16 protein-coding genes and 1 pseudogene are annotated in these 16,976 nt (G+C 43.6%); 13 read left to right on the top strand and 4 right to left on the bottom strand.

The window, feature by feature from the left end; translation table 11 throughout:
- The first annotated feature begins 38 nt into the window (after positions 1–38).
- From tgt to ABD894_RS26530, 6 genes and pseudogenes are all read left to right on the top strand, one after another.
- Positions 39–1,169 carry a tRNA guanosine(34) transglycosylase Tgt gene (gene tgt / locus ABD894_RS26555; protein ID WP_345214130.1) on the top strand — a complete coding sequence of 377 codons (1,131 nt, stop codon included), beginning with the start codon at positions 39–41 and terminating at the stop codon, positions 1,167–1,169.
- A complete protein-coding gene (locus ABD894_RS26550; protein WP_345214129.1) occupies positions 1,170–2,276 on the top strand; it encodes an LptF/LptG family permease in 1,107 nt (368 codons plus the stop codon). It abuts the gene before it with no gap.
- On the top strand, positions 2,277–3,182 hold the full coding sequence (locus ABD894_RS26545) for a DMT family transporter (RefSeq protein WP_345214128.1): 906 nt from the start codon (positions 2,277–2,279) through the stop codon (positions 3,180–3,182).
- An 889-nt stretch (positions 3,183–4,071) separates the two neighbouring features.
- Complete coding sequence (locus ABD894_RS26540) at positions 4,072–4,350, top strand: hypothetical protein (RefSeq protein ID WP_345214127.1); 279 nt, start codon at positions 4,072–4,074, stop codon at positions 4,348–4,350.
- Positions 4,344–4,823 (top strand): annotated as a pseudogene (locus ABD894_RS26535) (NAD(P)-dependent oxidoreductase); the annotation flags it as partial. The gene ABD894_RS26540 and the pseudogene ABD894_RS26535, both read left to right, overlap by 7 nt.
- The gene (locus ABD894_RS26530) at positions 4,806–5,243 is read left to right on the top strand and encodes an NAD-binding protein (protein WP_345214151.1); all 438 of its coding nucleotides are present in this window, start codon (positions 4,806–4,808) and stop codon (positions 5,241–5,243) included. The pseudogene ABD894_RS26535 and the gene ABD894_RS26530, both read left to right, overlap by 18 nt.
- On the opposite strand, the gene ispE is transcribed toward ABD894_RS26530, so the two are convergent.
- Positions 5,240–6,043, bottom strand: a complete 804-nt coding sequence (gene ispE / locus ABD894_RS26525; RefSeq protein WP_345214126.1) for a 4-(cytidine 5'-diphospho)-2-C-methyl-D-erythritol kinase — start codon at positions 6,041–6,043, stop codon at positions 5,240–5,242. The genes ABD894_RS26530 and ispE overlap by 4 nt on opposite strands.
- Positions 6,044–6,244: 201 nt before the next feature.
- On the opposite strand from ispE, the gene ABD894_RS26520 reads away from it, so the two are divergent.
- The 6 genes from ABD894_RS26520 (at position 6,245) to ABD894_RS26495 (ending at position 13,037) form a co-directional block, all read left to right on the top strand.
- Positions 6,245–7,066, top strand: coding sequence for a thymidylate synthase (locus tag ABD894_RS26520; RefSeq protein ID WP_345214125.1), 822 nt, complete (start codon positions 6,245–6,247; stop codon positions 7,064–7,066).
- Positions 7,067–7,485: 419 nt separating this feature from the next.
- Positions 7,486–7,668 (top strand): hypothetical protein, encoded by a 183-nt coding sequence (locus ABD894_RS26515; protein ID WP_345214124.1) that lies wholly within the window; start codon positions 7,486–7,488, stop codon positions 7,666–7,668.
- Entirely contained in the window at positions 7,665–8,039 is a 375-nt protein-coding gene (locus ABD894_RS26510; protein ID WP_345214123.1) for a type II toxin-antitoxin system death-on-curing family toxin, read from the top strand. The genes ABD894_RS26515 and ABD894_RS26510 overlap by 4 nt, the downstream gene beginning before the upstream one ends.
- Before the next feature lie 8 nt (positions 8,040–8,047).
- Entirely contained in the window at positions 8,048–8,530 is a 483-nt protein-coding gene (locus ABD894_RS26505; RefSeq protein WP_345214122.1) for a dihydrofolate reductase, read from the top strand.
- A 118-nt stretch (positions 8,531–8,648) separates the two neighbouring features.
- Entirely contained in the window at positions 8,649–11,606 is a 2,958-nt protein-coding gene (gene secDF, locus ABD894_RS26500) for a protein translocase subunit SecDF (protein WP_345214121.1), read from the top strand.
- Positions 11,607–11,717: 111 nt separating this feature from the next.
- Positions 11,718–13,037: an NAD(P)/FAD-dependent oxidoreductase gene (locus ABD894_RS26495; protein ID WP_345214120.1), complete on the top strand. Its 1,320-nt coding sequence runs from the start codon at positions 11,718–11,720 to the stop codon at positions 13,035–13,037.
- Between the two features lie 306 nt (positions 13,038–13,343).
- On the opposite strand, the gene ABD894_RS26490 is transcribed toward ABD894_RS26495, so the two are convergent.
- The 3 genes from ABD894_RS26490 to fbaA form a co-directional block, all read right to left on the bottom strand.
- Positions 13,344–13,775 carry a GNAT family N-acetyltransferase gene (locus tag ABD894_RS26490; RefSeq protein WP_345214119.1) on the bottom strand — a complete coding sequence of 144 codons (432 nt, stop codon included), beginning with the start codon at positions 13,773–13,775 and terminating at the stop codon, positions 13,344–13,346.
- Entirely contained in the window at positions 13,732–14,238 is a 507-nt protein-coding gene (locus tag ABD894_RS26485) for a low affinity iron permease family protein (RefSeq protein WP_345214118.1), read from the bottom strand. Before ABD894_RS26485 ends, ABD894_RS26490 begins: the two co-directional genes overlap by 44 nt.
- Before the next feature lie 83 nt (positions 14,239–14,321).
- The gene (gene fbaA, locus ABD894_RS26480) at positions 14,322–15,401 is read right to left on the bottom strand and encodes a class II fructose-bisphosphate aldolase (RefSeq protein ID WP_345214117.1); all 1,080 of its coding nucleotides are present in this window, start codon (positions 15,399–15,401) and stop codon (positions 14,322–14,324) included.
- Between the two features lie 626 nt (positions 15,402–16,027).
- On the opposite strand from fbaA, the gene accD reads away from it, so the two are divergent.
- Positions 16,028–16,882, top strand: a complete 855-nt coding sequence (gene accD / locus ABD894_RS26475; RefSeq protein WP_345214116.1) for an acetyl-CoA carboxylase, carboxyltransferase subunit beta — start codon at positions 16,028–16,030, stop codon at positions 16,880–16,882.
- The last annotated feature ends 94 nt before the right edge of the window (positions 16,883–16,976 follow it).

The following is a 16,976-nucleotide window of genomic DNA, read 5'->3' as shown; positions in this document are numbered from 1 at the left end:
ATTAGTATGTAGTTATTTGTTAATTTTGCCCACTTATAATGAAATTCAATTTAACAGCACAGGATAAATTATCCAAGGCACGTGCGGGTGAAATTACCACCGATCACGGCACCATACAAACCCCCATTTTTATGCCTGTAGGCACTGCCGGCACAGTAAAAGCAGTTCATCAGCATGAATTAAAGGAGGATATTAAGGCACAAATTATATTAGGTAATACCTACCATTTATACCTGCGCCCGGGCTTAAACACCATTGAGCAGGCCGGTGGTTTGCATAAATTTAACGGTTGGGAAGGCCCTATATTGACCGATAGCGGCGGCTACCAGGTGTATTCGCTTACCGAAGTGCGTAAAATAAAGGAGGAAGGCGTTACATTTCGGTCGCATATTGATGGCTCAAAACACCTTTTTACGCCCGAAAATGTGATGGATATTCAGCGCGTTATTGGCGCCGATATTATTATGGCCTTTGACGAATGCACGCCCTACCCCTGCGATTATCGTTACGCGAAAAATTCTATCGAGATGACGCACCGCTGGCTGAAGCGCTGCTGCGACAGATTTGACACCACCGAGCCTAAATATGGCTACAGCCAAACCCTTTTCCCGATAGTACAGGGCTCTGTATATAAAGATCTGCGGGTGCGTTCGGCAGAGGTAATCGCTTCTTTTGAGCGTGAGGGCAACGCTATTGGCGGTCTTTCGGTAGGTGAACCGGCCGAGGAAATGTACGCCATGACAGAAATTGTGTGTAATATATTACCGGAGCAAAAACCACGTTATTTAATGGGTGTAGGCACACCGGTTAACATATTGGAAAATATAGCTTTAGGCATTGATATGTTTGATTGCGTAATGCCTACACGTAACGCGCGCAACGGTATGCTTTTTACAAAAGATGGTATTATCAACATCAAGAACGAAAAATGGAAGAACGATTTTTCGCCGATTGAGGCCGATAGTGACCTGTTTGCCGATAAAGTGTATACAAAAGCCTATTTACGCCACCTCATCCATTCGGGTGAGATATTGGGGGCGCAGATAGCTACACTGCATAACCTGCACTTCTATTTATGGCTGGTAAAACAGGCCCGTGAAAAGATAATTGCAGGCGATTTTTACGACTGGAAGAACACCATGGTTAAGCGCCTTGGGCAAAAAATATAAATGAAAAAACTATATCACAGTTACTTTAAGGTAATTGACCGCTATATAATGGGTAAATACCTGGGCACTTTTGTGTTCACACTCATGATATTTGTGGTGATTACCGTTGTGTTCGATATATCCGAGCACATTGATAACTTCCTGCAATCGGGCCGGTCGGTAAGTGAAATAGCGGTAGAATATTATGGGGGATTCATCCCCTTCTATATGAATATGCTATCGCCGCTGATCAACTTTTTGGCGGTAATTTTCTTCACCGCCAAGATGGCTAACCAAACCGAGATAGTACCTATACTGAGTAGCAAGGCCAGTTTTAACCGCTTTTTAAGGCCTTATTTTATATCGGCCACGCTGATATTTATGGTTTCGTTATACGCCAACGTGTACCTTATACCGTATACAAACAGGATAAAAATCACCTTTGAAAACGAAAACGGCTTCAACGGAAACGACGATCCGACCAAAAGCGAGGTGCACATGCAGATAGATAAACACACTTTTGTATACCTCCAAAACTACGATAAGGTGGTAAAAACGGGCTATAAATTCATCCTCGAAAAGTACGATGGCGACGTGCTGAGAGAGAAATTAACGGCCGACCAGATCGTGTTTGACACCGTAAAAAAGGTGTGGTCTATTATGTATCCGAAGATAAAATATGTGGACGGATTGAAGGAAAAATGGGTGGAAAGAAACTCCAAAATGGACACAGTTTTAGACATGCACCCATCCGATTTTGTGAAGATAGATAATGAATATACGGCCATGCCGCTCTCCGAAATTAACCAGAATATTGAGAAAGAAAAGCTGCGCCGCCCCGAAGTTTTGACCGAAATTTTATTCGAAAAATACCGCCGTTTTATCTATCCGTTATCTACCTACGTACTCACTTTAATGGGCGTTTCCATCTCCTCCAGGAAGGTACGCGGGGGTATAGGATTGCCGCTGGGGATAGGAATTTTCTTGTGTTTTACATACATCGTAGTAGATAAATTTGCCTGGGTTTTTGCCGTAAAAGGGGGCATGTCGCCGCTCATTGCCGTGTCAATACCTAACGTTACATTTGGTATTGTGGGCTATTATTTACTACTAAAAGCGCCTAAATAAATGGCTGAAAAAAGCACCGAACCAACGATGAACAAGAACCTGCTGATACTGCATTTCACCGTGTTCATCTGGGGCTTTACGGGCATCCTTGGGGCGTTGATTTCCATATCGGCTATACCGCTTGTTTGGTACCGTGTACTCATCGCTGCGGCCTCGTTATTCCTGTATTTCAAGTTTAACAAAACGGCTTTCAGGGTTGATAAAAAGACGCTGTTAACGCTGCTTTTTACGGGTGCTTTAGTGGGCGGGCATTGGATATTATTCTTTGCTTCCATCAAGTTTTCTACCGTTTCTATCACGCTGGTTTGCCTTTCATCCATCACTTTATTTACCGCGATACTGGAGCCCATCATCAATAAAAAGGCGATCTCAAAACTGGAGATCGTAGCCGGCTTGCTCATCATTACCGGGATATTACTGATATTTAAATTTGAAAGTCATTACACTAAGGGCATCATCACCGGGCTTGTGAGCGCGCTTTTTGCCAGCCTTTTTTCTATTATCAACTCGCGCCAGGTGCAAAAAAACACGCCACCTGTTATCGCTTTTTATGAACTTTCGGGAGCCTTTGTATGGATCAGTATATACATGCTTTGCACATCAGGCTTCAATAAAAGCATATACCTGAATACTCCCGACATGGGTTATTTGTTCATCCTTGGCACCATCTGCACGTCGCTCGCCTACGTTGCCGGTGTATCTGTTATGCGCGAACTTTCGGCATTCAAGGTAGCGCTCATCACCAACCTTGAGCCGGTTTACGGTATTGTTATGGCCTTTGTTTTTTTCGGCGATATGAAGAAAATGACACCAGGTTTTTGGGCCGGAGCTATCCTTATACTGTCTACCATCTTCCTGTTTCCGCTCGTACAGAAGGAAATTTCACGCCGTAAAGCCGCGCGTTAATTCGTTATTTTTCTTACCAATTTCCCGATAATATATATACAGCATACATGCCCATCCTTGGATAGGGGATGAGATTCCCCCTTCTCATTTAAGGCCATTTTAAGCCCTTTTAAGCCACCCATATTTTCAGGCATACTTTATACCGTTTTGCGCACCTCCGTCGCAACCAGCGAATTTTCACAAAATTGCTTAGTGTACAATAGCAAACAAACATCGCCACACCTCAATTACCTATTATTTTAGAATAAAACAGAAAATAAAAATGAAATATCAATTTATATGATATAAATATACTTTTAAAAATCAGATACTTATAAAATTTAAATAAATCAAAAATTGAACAAATTGAATTTATCTAAAACACCAAAATACTAACAATATTAGCATTTGATATTTATCACTTAAAATAAGTAAATTATTAAACTTAATATGAAAGCTTTATGAAGATTACATATAGTAAAAATACGCGCACTATAAATCTGTTATCAAGAAAGTGATAGTGTAATGAAGTATTACTTCAGGAATTGTCAAAATTTGAACCAGTGCCGCTATCTGTATACAGCTACACAAGATTTTTGAATTTTCGCACCGCTACGGGCGCAGGATTTTTGATCAGTGGCAGCATAATTCCAAGCATTAAAAACGACTTGCTCCTATCCTTGAAACTCCCGAAGAGCACCACAACATCAAATCAACATCACCATATATTAAGCCGTAAAACAGCGGCAAAAAATCCGGGTTGCAGCATTGAAATTTTGGAGGGGCATTTTTCCAGGTTTACAAATCGCGGGGGAGATACGAGGAGACACAAATAACCGCTGTCGGCAATCGCATTTTTTATAAACACATAAATTGCGGATATTGGTTACTTACATAAACTAAACACATCATGAGTTTTAAAACCATCGTCGCTATCGTGATCACCGTGCTGCTTACCGTGGTGATCATGCAAAACAATAATGAGGTTCCGTTCACCATTCTTTTCACCACCACCTACATTTCAAAACTGGTTGTGCTGAGCGGCGTGGCCGTGGTAGCCTTTATATTAGGAGTAATAGTTGGCAGGCCTAAAAAAGCCAAGTACGATATTGAGGCCTATCACGACAACGTGCTCAACAAAGACAAACCCGATACACTAAGCGACGAAGACAGAGACTACATCAATTAATATTTATGGAAAATAAGATTGGCTTTATTGGCCTTGGCAACATGGGCTTACCCATGGCCAAAAATTTAATAGAGGCAGGCTACCACCTGCAAGTGTATAACCGTACGGCCGACAAAGCCTCCGCTCTCGATCAGTCAAAAATTACCGTTTGCAAAACCCCTGCTGAGGCAGCCGCCAATGTTGATTTTGTGGTAACCATGCTCCCCGAAGACGATATCCTGATTGAGGCCGTGGCCGGCGCTGACGGCATCCTGAAAACGCTGCCGAAAAACGCGCTGCACATCTCCATGAGCACCATCTCACCGGATGCCGCCGAGGCGCTGAAAAAGCTGCACGACGAGGCCGGTAACCACTACCTCGCCTCCCCTGTTTTTGGGCGACCGGAAGCAGCTGCGGCGAAGAAATTATGGATCTGTGTTTCGGGTGACGCAGCCTTAAAAGAAAGGGCCAAACCGGTGCTCGAAAACTTGGGGCAGGGCGTGGTTGATTTTGGCGAGGGTGTGGGCAGCGCCAACGTGGTAAAGATAACCGGCAACTTCATGATCATGGCATCAATGGAGATGATGGCAGAGGCCTTTACACTGGCCGAAAAGAACGGGCTTGACCGCACCAACGTGGCAGACTTTTTTGGCTCCACTATTTTCAATTCGCCGATATTTAACAACTACGGAAAATTGATTGCCAACAAGCAATACGAGCCCGTAGGTTTTAAAACAAAACTTGGATTTAAAGATGCCCGCCTGGCCTTCGCGTTATCGCAAAAAAGCAACGCACCGATGCCGTTGGCAACGCTGGTGCACAACCGCCTTTTAACGGCCGTTGCAAAAGGCAAGGGCGACACCGACTGGGCAGAAGGCGTGGGTGGCGGTGTGGATGACGACGCCGGAATTTAAACGTTATAAAACACCCGGTTTGTTTTTTCTAAAACCAACAGATCGGGTGTTTCATTAAAGATGCCAAAAACCGAAGCCCCGCTCCCGCTCATGCTGGCATACAAAGCCCCCGCCTCGTACAGCGCCGCCTTCACCCCTCTTATCACCGGGTGGTTCCTGAACACCGAATTTTCAAAATCATTTTTAATGTTGTGCCGCCACTCGCTGATGGGCTCTAAAATCTGCTCGCGGAGCACACCTTGCACTGGAGCCGCTTTTACGCCCCTGTAAGCCTCTCCGGTAGATACATGAGCTTCCGGCATTACCAATACTATTTTATGCCGCGAGAGGTCAAGATTTAAAGCCAAAAATTCGTCCCCTTTTCCAAAAGCGTACACCGGTTTGCTTTCGATGAAGAAAGCACAGTCGGCACCGAGCTGCCGGGCATAGTCCGTCATTTGCTCAATAGTTAAATCGAGTGCAAAGGTCTGATTGAGCAATTTGATAAAAAAAGCCGCATCGGCCGAGCCTCCTCCAAGCCCCGCGCCTATCGGGATATTTTTGTGGAGGTGAATTTTTACGGGCGGCAAATCGTAGTCGCGTTTTATGAGGTGGTAGCCCTTGATGCAAAGATTGTCTTCCATGCGGCCGGGGATATCGATACCCGAAGATTGAAAGCTTAATTTATCGGCCGGCAAAATTTCGAGCGCGTCTTTTATGTTGATGGGGTAAAAAACAGTTTCGAGGTTGTGGTAGCCATCGGCACGGCGTTGAATAACATTGAGGCCGATGTTTATTTTTGCATTAGGAAATGTGATCATAGAAATGATTAACAACCGTTGTATTTTTGCACATCGGTTAGGATACCAAAAATAGATTATTTTTCTTTGTGGCTGAAAATATGGTTTAGTGAATTGTTGGTTGAGCGATTGGGTGGGTAATTTTTGAAACACGCTATTACCATCTGCTCATTCGGCAACAGACTTGTTCGCTACATCGCCCCAAATTTCTAATTCAACAAAATGAAACAATATTTAGACCTGATGCGCCATGTGATGGAAAACGGAGCCCAAAAGCACGACCGCACCGGCACGGGCACTATCAGTGTATTTGGCTACCAGATGCGTTTTAACCTTAAGGAAGGCTTCCCGATGGTGACTACCAAAAAACTCCACCTAAAATCTATCATCCATGAGCTGATATGGTTTTTAACCGGCGATACCAATATTCAGTATCTTAAAGATAACGGCGTGCGTATATGGGATGAATGGGCCGATGCCGACGGCAACCTTGGACCAGTGTACGGTTACCAATGGCGCTCGTGGCCAAAACCCGATGGCGGCCATATCGACCAGATCAGCCAGATCATCCACCAACTTAAGACAAATCCGGATTCGCGCCGCATTATGGTATCCGCATGGAACGTGGCCGATGTTAACCAGATGGCCCTGCCACCTTGCCACAGCCTCTTCCAGTTTTACGTGGAGCCTGCCGATGCCAGAAAAGGCGAAACCAAGGGCAAGCTATCGTGCCAATTGTATCAGCGCAGTGCCGATATATTTTTGGGCGTGCCTTTCAACATTGCCTCGTACGCGCTGCTCACCATGATGGTGGCACAGGTATGCGACCTCGACCTCGGCGATTTCGTCCACACCTTTGGCGACGCTCACATTTACAACAACCACCTGGAGCAGGCCAACCTGCAACTCACCCGCGAGCCGAAGCCGCTGCCAACTATGCGCATCAATCCGGAGGTGAAAGACATTTTCAGTTTCAGGTACGAAGATTTCACTTTAGAGAACTACGAGGCCTGGCCACATATTAAGGGCGCGGTGGCGGTTTAGGGACTCACCCTGTCATCGCTGCGCTCGACTTCCCTCTCTGCTGCGCAAAGAGGGATTACTATTTCAAACCTTTGACAAATTTGAAAAGTTGTCAAGGTTCGCATCCGCGATGCAATTCAGCACAGCCTTGACAAACCTAAACCCGGGAGAAGCGGATACTGGCCCGAAGCATAAGGCCTGCGGGCGTATGAGCGGATCACGGGACTATCCGGACCAAAGCACTACAAGCATTGCTTTTCTGACCATTAAAAATTTGGCGTTGTCATCAACGGCGATTTCAAAAGAAAAATCCCGGCTAAAACTTTGACAAATTTAAAAAGCGGTCAAAGCTCTCCCGTTTTCGAAATCCTGCTACATGCGCGAACAAACCAAAATGCAGACACCTCCAAGAATTAAAAAATGATTGTTAGATTTGTGTAATGACATCTGTAGAGATAAAAACAGAAATACAAAAACTGATAGACGAGGTTCCGGAAACTTTGTTGCCCGATATTTTGAATTATTTACACCAGGTAAAAGATCAGCACCCGATACTTACTGACGATATAGTGACCAAAATTATTTCGGAAGACAGGGAGCTACTCAAAAAACTTGCTCAATGATCACTTTAGAAAAAGTGGAAACCATTCATAACATTTTAATTGATAAGTTTGGCGGAAGCAAGGGAATAAGAGATGAGGGAGGATTGAAGGCAGCGCTTGCCCGTCCGTATGCTACTTTTGACCAGCAAGACCTTTACCCCACACCAATTGACAAGGCAGCCGCTATTTTTGAGAGCCTGATTATTAACCATCCTTTTGTTGACGGTAATAAACGGATAGCGTACTTTATGCTGCGTGCCACATTATTGAGTTATCATTTGGATATTGGCGCTACTCAGGAAGAAAAATACCACATGGTTATTGAAGCCAGTAAAGGAGCCCTACGGTTTGACGAGATAAAAGCGTGGATAAGCCAAAATATAATCAAGTAAAAAAACTAATGACCATAAGCATAATAGTTGCCATAGCGCAAAACCACGCCATCGGCAAAAACAACCAGTTACTGTGGCACATGCCGCACGATCTGAAACACTTTAAAGAAGTTACCACCGGGCATACGGTTATAATGGGCCGAAAAACTTTTGATTCGGTAGGGAAGCCCTTGCCTAAACGCCGCAATATTGTGGTAACACGGCAGCAAATTGAAATACCGGGATGCGAGGTGGTGGATTCTATTGATGCAGCCATTGCCCTTTGCGCAGGCGAGGATGAAGTGTTTATTGTGGGCGGGGCCGAAATTTACAGGCAGGCCATGGCCAAAACAGATGTGATCTACCTCACCATTATTCATAAGGATTTTGATGCCGATACGTTTTTCCCGGAGATTAACCCGGATGAGTGGAAGGAAACCGGGCGGGAAGATTTTGATGCCGACGAGAAAAACCCAATACCATACTCGTTCATCACACTAAAACGCGGCTAACATTTTGTGTCATCAATTTGTTTTAATTTAAAATTTTCCGCTTACAAAATTTTATTAGATTTGCCGGTCTTATTTAAAAAGGTTATAGACAATTTTATATACATAGTTTTACTTCACGATGCAAGGTAAAGGGATCATTAAATTTTTTGCACTACTGCTAACCCTGGTTAGTATTTACTATCTTTCTTTCACATGGGTAGCCCAAAAGGTTGAGCAAGATGCGCGGGATTACGCGAAAGGCAATTCACAAAAATATACAGCTTATCTCGATTCAGTAGCAGATCTTCCTGCTTACCCTGTGTTGGGTCACACTTACCAGTACTGCAAAGGTAAAGAGCTTGCTTTAGGTTTGGACCTTAAGGGCGGTATGAATGTTACCATGCAGGTATCATTACGTGAATTGGTACAATCGTTATCAAACAACAATCCTGAGCCTGCCTTTAATCAGGCACTGCAAAACGCCGATGTTGCTACACGCACCAGCCAGAAAGACTACATCACCCTGTTTATTGAGGAATACGAAAAGCTTAACCCTAACGGTAAGCTGGCCGCTATCTTCTCCACTAAAGATAACCAGGCCAACCTGAAGTTCAATGCTTCAAACGGTGAAGTTAAAGCCTACCTGCAAGATCAGGCAAGCGCGGCGGTTAAGCAAGCTTACACGGTATTAGATACCCGTATCAACCAGTTTGGTGTGGTACAGCCTAACATTCAGTTACAGCAAGGTACCAACCGTATATTGATTGAGCTGCCGGGCGTTAAAGACCCTGAGCGTGTACGTAAACTATTACAAGGTTCGGCTAAGCTGGAGTTTTACAAAACTTATGACAACCGCGAGGTTTACCAGTTACTGGCTAACGTTGATAAATTATTAGCTGATAAAGCAAAAGCGACTACTACTGATACTGCTAAAAAAGCAGATACCAAAACAGCCGCTGTTGCCGATACAAGCAAAAAAGAAAATTCATTATTAAGCAAGGTTGAAAAAAATGCTGCCAAGGATACTTCACTGGCCAGCAAATCAAGCCAACTGAGCAAAAGCAACCCATTGTTCTCTATCCTGTCGCCAAATGTTGGCCGCGATGAGAACAACCAGCCTGCATTAGGTTCTGGTCCGGTTGTGGGTTTTGCTTCACAAGCCGATACTGCTAAAGTAAACGCTTACCTGAACAGCCCTGAAGTAAAAGCGACCATTCCGCAAAACATGAAATTACTGTGGGATGTTAAAGCACGCGAAAAAACTAAAATATACAGCCTGTACGCCATTAAACTGGCCGGCGCGCAAAATGGCCCGGTATTAACTGGTGATGCCATTACCGATGCCCGCAGCAGCACTGACGAGCGCGGTAACCCTGATGTTACCATGTCAATGAACTCTGATGGTGCACGTGCATGGGCCGATATCACTAAAGAAGCTTCATCCGGCGCGTACAAACAGGCTATCGCCATTGTGTTGGATAACAACGTATACTCTGCCCCTACTGTACAAAACGAAATCAATGGTGGTTCATCATCAATATCAGGTAACTTCACTATTGAAGACACCAAGGATTTGGCCAACGTATTAAAAGCTGGTCGTTTAAAAGCCCCTGCCCGTATCGTTAACGATACCGAGGTTGGTCCGTCATTAGGTCAGGAAGCTATCAACGCCGGTTTATTATCATGCGTACTTGGTTTCGTGGTAGTATTGGTGTTCATGGTGGTTTATTACAACCGTGCAGGTACAGTAGCCGTAATCGCGGTATTGTTCAACGTATTCTTCCTGATGGGTGTACTGGTAAGCTTAGGCGCTGTATTAACCCTTCCGGGTATCGCAGGTATCGTGTTAACACTCGGTATAGCGGTTGATGCCAACGTACTGGTATATGAGCGTGTACGTGAGGAAATGGCCTTGGGCAAAACAGTTAAACAATCTGTTACCGATGGTTTCAAACACGCCTTGTCATCAATTTTAGATGCTAACGTAAGTACCTTCCTTACCGCTTTAATATTACTGGTGTTCGGTTCGGGCCCAATCAAAGGTTTCGCAAGTACTTTAATGATCGGTATCATTACCTCATTATTCTGCTCATTGCTTATCTCAAGGTTGATTTTCGAATACATGCTTGATAAAGGCTGGGATGTTAAATTCTCACACCCTTGGAGCTCACATACCTTTAAAAACGCTAACTACGCGTTTGTTAAAAACCGTTTCAAATTCTACGCTTTCTCAGGTATATTCATCGTAGCAGGCTTAATCTCTATCTTCACCCGCGGCTTTAACTACGGTGTGGATTTCCAGGGTGGCCGTAACTATACTGTACAGGCAAAAGGTCAGGCAGTTAATGCTGATGACGCACGTGAGGCACTGGTTAAATACTTAGGTGTTGGTAAAGCTGAGGTTAAAACTTTTGGCAGCGATAAATTAAGTATCACCACCAACTACCTGCTTGAAGACAAAGCTGACGACGCTGATGCGAAAGTAGAAGCAGCCGTTAAGAAAGGTTTGAGCGAACTGCCAACCAAATACGAGATCATGGGCCGTCAAAAAATTGACCCTACCATCTCTAACGATTTGAAAACATCATCGGGCTTAACCGTTATATTCGCCATCCTGGTGATCTCGGCTTACATCCTGATCAGGTTCCGCAAATGGCAATACAGCCTTGGTGCCATGGTTGCTACCGCGCACGATTCATTGCTGGTATTATCATTCTTCTCATTATTTAAAGATGTGCTTCCGTTCTCGCTTGATATTGACCAGGCATTTATCGCCGCGTTGTTAACCGTTATCGGTTACTCAATTAACGATACCGTGGTTGTGTTCGACCGTATCCGCGAGTACCTGAAATTACCAAGCTCTAAAAATGAGGATACTACAACAGTTATCAATACTGCAATTAACAGCACATTAAGCCGTACAATAATTACTTCGTTAACTGTACTGTTTGTTTTAATTGTATTGTTTATCTTTGGTGGCGACGTGATCAGAGGATTCTCTTTCGCCCTGCTTATCGGTATCATATTTGGTACATACTCGTCCATCTGTGTGGCAACGCCGGTAATCATTGACTTTGGGAAAAAAGGTCTTAAATAGATAAAACTTATTTATAATATTTAAGAGGCCCCAAAGAACATTTGGGGCCTTTTTGTTTTATGTTTTACAGCACACAACTTTATTTGAAATAACCCCCATTATTATATATATATGGATCTCGCAAACAAATCAAATTTCCCTTTAGTAGTAATTATCGGCGGCGGCTTTGGCGGGCTGCAGGTTGCCGAAAATTTAAAAGACAAACCTGTAAATGTTTTAATGCTTGATAAAAACAATTATCACGGCTTTTGGCCTTTACTTTACCAGGTAGCCATGGGCAGTTTGGAGTGCGAATCAATAGCATTTTCGCTGCGTAAAAAGTTCGACGGGCAAAAAAACTTCAGGTTTCGCGTAGCCGAAGTTTCAGGTATCAATACTGAAAGCAAACACGTAGAAACCAATATAGGCGATATCGCTTATGATTATTTGGTAGTAGCAACAGGCTCCACCACCAATTTCTTCGGTAACAAAGAAATTGAGCGCTTCGCCATGCCAATGAAGACCATACCCGAGGCCTTAAACATACGCTACCTTATTCTGCAAAACTTAGAGGCAGCTGTATTGCAAGCCTCAAAAGAAGATCGCGAACCTTACCTGAACTTTGTACTGGTAGGCGCCGGCCCAACAGGTGTTGAATTAGCCGGTTCACTGGCCGAGATCAAGAACCACATCCTCACCAAAGACTACCCCGAACTGCGCAAAGAAGAAATGAAGGTTTACCTTGTAGACTTTTTGCCCAAGGTTTTAGGGCCGATGTCTGACGATTCATCAAAATCTGCCGAGAAGTTTTTGAGAGGCATGGGTGTTGAGTTATTGCTGGGCACCAAGGTAGAAAGCTACGATGGCGAAGTAATTGTGTTTGAAGGCGGCAAAAGCATTCGTACCAAAAGTGTAATATGGTCGGCCGGTGTAATGGGCCAGGTACCCGAAGGTTTGGGCAAAGATGCCGTAATACGTGGTAACCGCATCAAAACAAACGCTATTTGCCAGGTAGATGGTCATACCGACGTATTCGCTATTGGCGACGTTGCAGCCAGCATTACCGAAGGTACTCCTAACGGACACCCGGGTGTAGCACAGGTAGCCATGCAACAAGGTAAAAGCGTAGCTAAAAACATTTTGAACATACTGGAAGGCAAACCAACCGTACCGTTCAGCTATTTTGATAAAGGATCAATGGCTACCATTGGCCGTAATAAAGCCGTGGTTGATATCAGCAAAACCATCAAGTTCCAGGGCTTTTTCGCCTGGTTAACCTGGATGTTTATCCACCTGATCTCATTAATGGGCGGCCGTAACCGTTGGGTAGTTTTCATTAACTGGGTAGCCAGCTATGTAAGTTACAACGGCGGTAACCGTATCATCATCCGCAAATTCGTAAAAGAAACATCAGACGCGCAAAAGAATGCCGTAACTAAATACGATCAGTAAGCAAAGGTTTTACTGAACAAGAAAGGCAATGTGATCATCATATTGCCTTTCTTGTTTTGAAACGGAATTGAAGTCTCGTAAGTACTGGGATTTTTTTAATTCCCTCACTTGGGAGGGGTGCGTTTGGAATTGGGGTGGCAGCGAGATGTGTTTTTACAGCAAAATCATAAACCATTTGATGAAACCCCTCCCTACACCCTCCCAAGGGAGGGAATCGCACATTGCCCACGCTTTTACCTTTCCGATGGCTGTGAGGATAGTTCCCTTTGCCCCTATTTTTTGAATTTTAACTTTTGAATTTTGACTTCACTTCAAAACCATCTTATAATGCCTTATACCGGCTTCTTCAAACTCCGGGCCTTCCTGTACAAAACCATTCTTCTCGTATAAGCCTACGGCCTGTATTTGCGCGTGGAGGTAAACATAGCTTGCATCGGCAGGTAAACTATCAATTATAGCTTTTAACATCGCTTGGGCTACCCCTTTGCCCCTGTATTGCTTGAGTACGGCAAAGCGTTCCAGTTTGTAGCCCTTATCTGTTTTGCGCCAGCGTGCGGCTCCGGCGGGTATGCCATCGGCTGTAGCTAAAAGGCGCGTTGCTTCTTCATCGTGCTCAATCTCCAGTTCGTGCGGGCAGCCTTGCTCCTCCACAAACACCTCGTACCTGATGGCCTGCATGGCCGCCTCTTGTTCTTTATTGCTTACTGTGTTTATTTTTATGTCGTAACTGGCGGGCATTGGTATAATGTTCTTTCGATTTTAAACTGTTCAACTTAGTGGTATGGTTTTCGGTAGCGGCATCAATAGAGTGCGTACAAAGTATATCGTCTTCCTCTTCGGCCAAATCAGATAACTGCTCGTAAAACTTGTGCAGGCTGTTCAGCTCTTCTTCGTTAAGGTCTTCAATATCAACCATGCGGTTACTGGCTCCCTGGTGCGACGCTATGAGCTCGTTCAGCTTCAAATGTATCGCCTTTGAGTCTTTATTTTGTGATTTTTGGATCAAAAAAACCATTAAAAAGGTAACAATGGTAGTGCCGGTGTTAATAATAAGCTGCCAGGTATCGGAGTATTTAAATATGGGCCCCGTTATCCCCCAAACAATAATTACCGACATAGCGGTAATAAACGCGGCAGAACTGCCCGTAGCGCTGGTTGCCCAGTTGGCAAAACGCTCAAAAAAACTCTTTTTACTGGCCATTGGTTGTTTATGTGTTGATGTATTAAACGAAAAAAGAGCGCCAATGTTTAATTGGCACTCTTTTAATATAGCTTTAAAGACTATTACAGCTTGCTGTTAACGTCGATACAGTTAAGATCGCTGAAAGCTTCGGTTAACCTTTTTACAAAGTTCTCTTCGCCTTTACGTAACCAAACGCGTGGATCGTAATATTTTTTGTTAGGAGAATCAACACCTTCAGGGTTACCAATTTGATCTTGCAGGTACGCTTCTTTTGATTGGTAGTAGTTTTTTATACCTTCCCAGTAAGCCCATTGCATATCGGTATCGATGTTCATTTTGATAGCACCGTAAGAGATAGCCTCGCGGATTTCTTCCTGGCTTGAACCAGAACCACCGTGGAACACGAAGTTGATCGGTTTCTCAGCAGTAATGTTATGTTTCTTTTTCAGGAACTCTTGTGAGTTGTGCAAAATTATCGGTTGTAATTTTACGTTACCCGGTTTGTATACACCGTGTACGTTACCAAATGCAGCAGCAACGGTAAAACGGTGACTAACTGCCGATAAGTGCTCATAAGAATAAGCAACATCCTCAGGTTGGGTATATAATTTTGAGCTGTCAACATCGCTGTTATCAACACCATCTTCTTCGCCGCCGGTTACACCAAGCTCAATTTCGATGGTCATGCCCATTTTAGCCATACGCTCAAGGTATTTGGCAGATATTTCGATATTCTCTTCCAAAGGCTCTTCTGATAAGTCGAGCATGTGTGATGAGAACAATGGTTTTCCTGTTTCAGCAAAGAATTTCTCGCCGTGATCAAGCAAACCATCTATCCATGGTAATAATTTTTTAGCAGCGTGGTCGGTATGTAAAATAACCGCGACACCATAGTGCTCTGCCAGCAAATGCACGTGTTTAGCGGCAGATACGCCACCTAAAATGCAAGCCTGCAGTTTTGAATTATCTAATGATTTACCTGCGTAAAATTGCGCGCCACCGTTTGATAGCTGAATAATAACAGGAGATTTAACAGCTGCCGCCGTTTCTAACACAGCGTTTACAGTGTTGGTACCTATAACATTTACTGCCGGTAAAGCAAACTGATGCTTTTTAGCTGCCTCAAATAGTTCCTGCACCTGATCGCCGTGCAAAACACCTTTGTAATCTTTTAAACTCATTAATTAAAAAATTTGATTTTTGGAGCCCGAAGATATAAATTTCCTATGGTTTTATGTATATAATCTACTAAATCACTGTGCTTTTTTATCAACATGGTGTATTTTCTACACTATTATATAAATAGCCCCTGTTTTTATGCCATTTTAGTATTAAATAATGTAAACAAGCGTGTTAAATTAGATGCAAGAGTTGAGAATCAGGAATCAAGATAAAATGCCTTTCACCTAATGGTGCGTGATCAACGCCTTTACACACAATCCTTCGACAAGCTCAGGATGCCCCATTTTCCAAAGCATGTCATGGGCAGGTATAATGTATCATCAAATAAATTCTCTGTGTAACTCCGTGGAAACCTCTGTGTACTTTGTGGTTAAAAAAACGCCCTGCACTTAACGGTTGAACAAAAACCTTCATATCGAAGAAGATCCTTCATTACATTCAGGATGACAGGAAGAAAAGGTAAAAAGACTCCCCGCTCTCTGCGAAAACCTCAGCTTCCTCAGCGGTTAAAAACTTAACAGTACTGCCGCTCATTACTCATGTCAAACACACAATGTAAACTCATAAATGATAATAAAGGAAAAATTCGTTTCTTTGCATCATATTGAAAGACTTCGAAAAAGATATGGCGTGGTTTAAACGAGAGATCAAGGGGATAATTACGACTACTCAGGAAAAGAAAGAAGCACCTGATGGTATCTGGAATAAATGCCCGGAATGTAAAAAACCTTTACACTATTCAGAGCAAGTTGAGAACCAATATGTTTGCCACTATTGCGGCTACCATTTACGTATTGGCTCAAAAGAATACTTTTCTGTACTGTTTGATAATAACGAGTTTACAGAACTATTTACCGACCTCAGATCGGGTGATCCCCTGCATTTTGAGGATACAAAAAAATACACCGACAGGATAAAGGAAACTACCAAAAAAACAGGCCTTACCGATGCTATACGCGCCGGTCATGGTAAAATTGAAGGTCAGGATCTGGTAATTGCCTGTATGGATTTCAACTTTATTGGTGGTTCAATGGGTTCGGTAGTGGGCGAAAAAATTGCCCGTTCTATCGATTACAGCATCAAAAACAGGATCCCTTTCCTGATGATATCCAAATCGGGTGGTGCACGTATGATGGAGGCCGCGTTCTCACTAATGCAAATGGCTAAAACATCGGCTAAGTTAGCCCTGTTAAGCCAGGCTAAAATACCATACATCTCTTTACTTACCGACCCTACAACAGGCGGTGTAACAGCCTCTTACGCTATGCTTGGCGACATCAATATCGCGGAACCGGGTGCATTGATCGGCTTTGCAGGCCCAAGGGTGATTAAAGAAACCATCAAGAAAGATTTACCAAAAGGTTTCCAAACCGCGGAATTTGTACAAGAGCACGGCTTCCTCGACTTTATAGTTGACCGCCGCGAAATGAAAGAAAGACTGGCTTCGTTTATAAAAATGTTAGCCCCCCCCGCCCCCTGAAGGGGGAGCCTTTGAGAATCAAGGCTATAAAATATACATCAAAAAGAAACGGGCCGCAATTTTTTGTGGCCCGTTTCTTTTAAGGATGCTTTTC

Origin of the sequence: Mucilaginibacter gynuensis (genome assembly GCF_039541195.1) — a bacterium.
Taxonomy (GTDB): Bacteria; Bacteroidota; Bacteroidia; order Sphingobacteriales; family Sphingobacteriaceae; genus Mucilaginibacter; species Mucilaginibacter gynuensis.
Note: the sequence above shows the minus strand (reverse complement) of the source record. Positions and strands in the feature narration are given on the sequence as shown.

Bases quoted from the DNA above. Each gene is read 5' to 3' on its own strand.
- tgt (WP_345214130.1), top strand. From the start codon at position 39: ATGAAATTCAATTTAACAGCACAGGATAAATTATCCAAGGCACGTGCG.
- ABD894_RS26550 (WP_345214129.1), top strand. From the start codon at position 1,170: ATGAAAAAACTATATCACAGTTACTTTAAGGTAATTGACCGCTATATA.
- ABD894_RS26545 (WP_345214128.1), top strand. From the start codon at position 2,277: ATGGCTGAAAAAAGCACCGAACCAACGATGAACAAGAACCTGCTGATA.
- ABD894_RS26540 (WP_345214127.1), top strand. From the start codon at position 4,072: ATGAGTTTTAAAACCATCGTCGCTATCGTGATCACCGTGCTGCTTACC.
- ispE (WP_345214126.1), bottom strand. From the start codon at position 6,043: ATGATCACATTTCCTAATGCAAAAATAAACATCGGCCTCAATGTTATT.
- ABD894_RS26520 (WP_345214125.1), top strand. From the start codon at position 6,245: ATGAAACAATATTTAGACCTGATGCGCCATGTGATGGAAAACGGAGCC.
- ABD894_RS26515 (WP_345214124.1), top strand. From the start codon at position 7,486: ATGACATCTGTAGAGATAAAAACAGAAATACAAAAACTGATAGACGAG.
- ABD894_RS26510 (WP_345214123.1), top strand. From the start codon at position 7,665: ATGATCACTTTAGAAAAAGTGGAAACCATTCATAACATTTTAATTGAT.
- ABD894_RS26505 (WP_345214122.1), top strand. From the start codon at position 8,048: ATGACCATAAGCATAATAGTTGCCATAGCGCAAAACCACGCCATCGGC.
- secDF (WP_345214121.1), top strand. From the start codon at position 8,649: ATGCAAGGTAAAGGGATCATTAAATTTTTTGCACTACTGCTAACCCTG.
- ABD894_RS26495 (WP_345214120.1), top strand. From the start codon at position 11,718: ATGGATCTCGCAAACAAATCAAATTTCCCTTTAGTAGTAATTATCGGC.
- ABD894_RS26490 (WP_345214119.1), bottom strand. From the start codon at position 13,775: ATGCCCGCCAGTTACGACATAAAAATAAACACAGTAAGCAATAAAGAA.
- ABD894_RS26485 (WP_345214118.1), bottom strand. From the start codon at position 14,238: ATGGCCAGTAAAAAGAGTTTTTTTGAGCGTTTTGCCAACTGGGCAACC.
- fbaA (WP_345214117.1), bottom strand. From the start codon at position 15,401: ATGAGTTTAAAAGATTACAAAGGTGTTTTGCACGGCGATCAGGTGCAG.
- accD (WP_345214116.1), top strand. From the start codon at position 16,028: ATGGCGTGGTTTAAACGAGAGATCAAGGGGATAATTACGACTACTCAG.